Annotated in this window: 4 protein-coding genes and 1 pseudogene; 2 read left to right on the top strand and 3 right to left on the bottom strand. The window is 75.7% G+C overall.

What is annotated here, in order from left to right; genetic code table 11:
* Nucleotides 1-132: 132 nt before the first annotated feature.
* Nucleotides 133-627 carry an acyl-CoA thioesterase gene (locus JFN87_RS32300; protein WP_209345954.1) on the top strand — a complete coding sequence of 165 codons (495 nt, stop codon included), beginning with the start codon at nucleotides 133-135 and terminating at the stop codon, nucleotides 625-627.
* Between the two features lie 7 nt (nucleotides 628-634).
* On the opposite strand, the gene JFN87_RS32295 is transcribed toward JFN87_RS32300, so the two are convergent.
* Together JFN87_RS32295 and ku are read right to left on the bottom strand one after the other, a co-directional pair.
* Nucleotides 635-1,477, bottom strand: coding sequence for an alpha/beta fold hydrolase (locus JFN87_RS32295; protein WP_209345952.1), 843 nt, complete (start codon nucleotides 1,475-1,477; stop codon nucleotides 635-637).
* Between the two features lie 164 nt (nucleotides 1,478-1,641).
* Nucleotides 1,642-2,730, bottom strand: coding sequence for a non-homologous end joining protein Ku (gene ku, locus JFN87_RS32290; protein ID WP_209345950.1), 1,089 nt, complete (start codon nucleotides 2,728-2,730; stop codon nucleotides 1,642-1,644).
* 119 nt (nucleotides 2,731-2,849) lie between these two features.
* On the opposite strand from ku, the gene JFN87_RS32285 reads away from it, so the two are divergent.
* Nucleotides 2,850-3,719 carry an LLM class flavin-dependent oxidoreductase gene (locus JFN87_RS32285; protein ID WP_209345948.1) on the top strand — a complete coding sequence of 290 codons (870 nt, stop codon included), beginning with the start codon at nucleotides 2,850-2,852 and terminating at the stop codon, nucleotides 3,717-3,719.
* A gap of 66 nt (nucleotides 3,720-3,785) precedes the next feature.
* Here JFN87_RS32285 and JFN87_RS32280 read toward each other — a convergent pair.
* A pseudogene (locus tag JFN87_RS32280) lies at nucleotides 3,786-4,015 on the bottom strand (M56 family peptidase); the annotation flags it as partial.

Genomic DNA, 4,015 nt, shown 5'->3' with positions numbered 1-4,015 from the left:
CCGGACGCCCGGCGCGGCGGGCGGGTGCGCACGGCCGTGGCCCGGCCCCCGGGGTGCCCGCCGCCACGGGCGCTGGAAGACTGGGCACGTCGCGCCACCTGCGCGGCGGACGGCTCCGGCACGAGAAAGACCATGGAAGACAAGAAATCACCGGCGGACTCGACGGTCACGCTCGCACACATCATGTCCGCCCACGACACCAACCTGTACGGGACCGTGCACGGCGGGGTCGTCATGAAGCTCGTGGACGACGCGGCGGGCGCCGCCGCGGCCCGCCACGCGGGCTGCCCGGCCGTCACGGCGTCCGTGGACCGGATGAGCTTCATCGCGCCCGCCAGGGTGGGCGACCTGCTCACCGTCAACGCCCAGGTGGAGTACGCGGGCCGGACCTCGATGGACGTCGGCGTGCGCGTCACCGCCGAGCGATGGAACGCGCCGGGCCCCGCGACCGAGGTGGTCACCGCGCACCTCACGTTCGTCGCGGTGGACGCGGACGGCACGCCGCACGCGGTGCCCGCGCTCGTCCCGGTGACGCCTCAGGAGCGGGCGCTGCACGAGCGTGCGGGCGCGCGCCGCGCCGAGCGCGCCGCGAGCCGTGCGGCGAGCAGGGGCCAGGACGGCGCCTGACGGCTCCTCACCCGCCGGCGCGCTCGCGGATCCAGCTGAGCGCCTCGTCGCCCGCGGTGAGCACCGAGATGTGGCCGTCCTCCTCGCCGACCCGCAGCTCGGCCGCCGGAAGCCGGGCGGCGAGCCAGCGCGCGTGGGCGACGGGGACGATCCGGTCGAGGCCACCGTGCAGCAGCAGGACCGGGACGCGCACCTGTGCCGGCTCGAACCCCCACGGCGCGACGTAGGCCAGGTCGTCGTCGATCGCCGGGGCGTGGCCCGATGCCACCCCCGCGCCGACCACCTCCTCGAACCAGGACCACGGGCCGTGCAGCGCGGCGAGGTCGGCGGCGGCGAACTCGGGGTCGTACGGGGTCCCCGACTCCTGGAGACGCTCCTTCTCCGCACGCCCGCGCGCGGCGGTGGACAGCGACAGCGCGCCGGACGCCGCCATGCCGGCGAAGTAGTCGAGACCGGGCGCGCCGTAGGGCGCGAGCGACGCCCCCGCGACCGCCGCGACGACCCGGTCCCCCAGCAGGGCGGCGCAGGCGAGCGCGTGCGGGCCGCCGCCCGAGTGGCCCATGACGGCGAACCGGTCCACGCCGAGCGCGTCGGCGGTCAGTGCCGCGTACCCGGCGGCCGAGGCCACGTCGCGGCCGGGCCGGGGCGTCGAGCCGCCGTAGCCGGGGCGGTCGTAGGAGATCCAGCGGATGCCGAGCCGCTCGGAGGCGGGGAACAGCGGGCGGGGCGGGGACCCCGTGTTGGGCGTGCCGTGGTGCCAGAGGACGGCGAGCTGATCAGCGCCGCCGTCGCCGGTGTCGTAGACATGCAGGACGCCCCCGTCGGGCAGGGGCACATCGGTCTCCCTCATGCCGCCGCAATCTACCGGCGCCCACTGACATCGGCCCCTGGCCGCGCGGGTGGGCCACTCTTCCCGGTCACGGCGCGCGCCGCCGCGCGCGAACGGGCCCCGGGAATCCGCGACCCGACGCGGCTCCGTACAGCGCTCGCTGTCCGCCGGCGCACTCCGGCGCTTCAGGACGCCTTGCGGTGCCGCGTCGTCGCCTTCTTCGCCGGCGTCTTCTTCGCGGTGGTCTTCTTCGCGGCCGTCTTCTTCTGCGCCGCCGTCTTCTTCTGCTTCTGCTCCGCCGGCTTCCCGCCGGCCGTCTTCTTGCCCGCCGTCTTCGCTGCCGCGCTCTTCCCGGCCGCTGCCTTCTTGGCCGGGGCCTTGGCCGCGGGCTTCTTCCTCGCCGTCCCGCCCCCGGCGGTCTTCCTGGCCGTGCCCTTCCTGCCGGTCATCTCGTGCACCGTCGCGTCCCCGCCTGCCCCTCCGTCCGCGCCGCCCTCCCCGCGCGACTGCCTGGCCCTCTCGACGCTCTGCTCGAGCGCCGTCATCAGCTCGACGACCTTGCCCGGCTCCTTCCCCTCCTCGGCCTTCGGGGGCTCGCGCCCCTCGGCCCTCGCGGCGAGCAGTTCCTCGACGGCGTGCCGGTACTCGTCGTGGAACTGGGACAGGTCGTCGGTGGTCATGCCGTCGATCAGCGACATCGCCTGGGCGACCTCGTCCTCGGAGAGGTCGACGGGCCGGGGGGCGAGCTCGTCGGGCGAGCGGACCTCGTCCGGCCAGTGCATGGTGTGCAGGGTCAGCGCGTCCTCGCGGATGTCGAGGATGGCCAGGCGCTCCCGTCCGCGCAGGGCGAGCTTGGTGACGGCCACCCGGCCGCTGCGCTCCAGGGCGCGCCGCAGCAGCACGTACGGCTTGGCGGCGGCCTGGCCCGAGGCCTCCAGGTAGAAGCTCTGGCCGAGTCTGACGGGGTCGATGGCGTCGCGGTCCATGAAGGCGATGATCTCGACGGTCTTGGCGGTGGGCAGCGGTATGGCGTCGAGCTCGTCGTCGGAGACCGGGACGATGTGGTCCTTGGAGAGCTCGTACCCCTTGCCGATGTCGTCGTCGGTGACGACCTCGTCGTCCAGCTCGCACCGCTTCTGGTTGCGTACGCGCCCGCCGTCCTCCAGATGGATGCGGTGGAAGCGCACGCCCCGGTTCTCGGAGGCGCCGGTGACACGGACCGGGATCGTCACGAGCCCGAACGAGACGGCGCCTGTCCAGATGGGGCGGGGCATGCGGGCACCTCCAGCTCGGCCCCCCTGTGGCGGCCAGCGTATGGCCCGCCCGCGGGCACGGCATCCCGGAGCAGCGGAAACCCCTTGCCCCCAGGGGCGCCGTGGCGCACGATCCCTGCGTGCGCTATTCCATCAACATTCCCAACTTCGGCGACTTCGCCGACCCGCGAACCGTCGCCTCCCTCGCCGTCACCGCGGAAGAGGCGGGGTGGGACGGCCTGTTCGTCTGGGACCACGTCGTCCATACGAAGAAGGAGCGCCGGGCGTTCGGCGATCCGTGGATGCTGCTCACCGCGGCCGCCCTGGCGACCAGCAGGATCGCGCTCGGCACGCTCGTCACCCCCGTGCCACGGCGCCGCCCCGAGCAGCTCGCGCGCCAGGTGGCGACGCTGGATGGGCTGAGCGGGGGCCGGGTGGTCTTCGGGGCGGGGCTCGGCGGCCCGATCGACGACGAGTACGGCAGCTTCGGCGAGCCCACGGACCCCGTGGTGCTGGCCGAGCGCCTCGACGAGGGGCTGGGCCTGCTGGCCAGGTACTGGACGGGCGAGCCGGTGACGCACCACGGCCGCCACTTCCACGCCGACGACGTGGCGCTGCTGCCCGCCACGGTGCGGCGCCCGCGCCCGCCCGTCTGGATCGCCGGGTACTGGCCGAAGCGGAGGCCGATGCGCAGGGCGGCGCGCTGGGACGGCGCCGTGCCGCTGTTCGAGTCGGCACGGCACGGGCACTGCCCGCCCGTCGACGAGGTGCGCGACATGGCCGGCTACGTGCGGGAGCAGCGTCGCGAGCAGGGCGCGGGCGACGGCCCCTTCGAGTTCGTCGTGGGCGGTGCGAGCCCGGCGGATCCCGGCCGCGCGCGCGACCTGGTCGGCCCGCTCGCCGACGCGGGCGCGACCTGGTGGGACGAGCGGCGCCCGCACGATGACGGGGTGGACCGGCTGGAGCCGGTGCTGCGCCGCGTCGAGCAGAGGCCGCCCTCCCTCGGCTGACGCCGGCGCGCTCGCGTGCCCGCGGGGGCCCGTCCCTCGTGGCCTGGCGCCCCGCCGCGCGGCGGGTCAGAGGTGTCCGGGCGCCGCCGCCTCGCCCTGCGCGACCTCGACGCCGCTGTGCAGGCCGACGGCGCCGGCGAGTACCGCCGTGGACGAGGTGCCCGCGCACACGAGCAGCAGCAGGGCGAACGCCGTCACCAGGCGCCGCGGCCCGCCCGAGCGGTGCAGCAGGGCGGCGACCCGCTGGGGCACGGGCCCTGCGGTGGCCGACGGGAGGACGGCCTGCCGGCGCGCCG

It is taken from the genome of Streptomyces montanisoli (assembly GCF_017813245.1).
In the GTDB taxonomy this organism is placed as follows: Bacteria; Actinomycetota; Actinomycetes; order Streptomycetales; family Streptomycetaceae; genus Streptomyces; species Streptomyces montanisoli.
This window is presented reverse-complemented; position numbering and strand designations above follow the sequence as displayed.

Coding starts and splice junctions, on each gene's coding strand:
- JFN87_RS32300 (WP_209345954.1), top strand. CDS start 133: ATGGAAGACAAGAAATCACCGGCGGACTCGACGGTCACGCTCGCACAC.
- JFN87_RS32295 (WP_209345952.1), bottom strand. CDS start 1,477: ATGAGGGAGACCGATGTGCCCCTGCCCGACGGGGGCGTCCTGCATGTC.
- ku (WP_209345950.1), bottom strand. CDS start 2,730: ATGCCCCGCCCCATCTGGACAGGCGCCGTCTCGTTCGGGCTCGTGACG.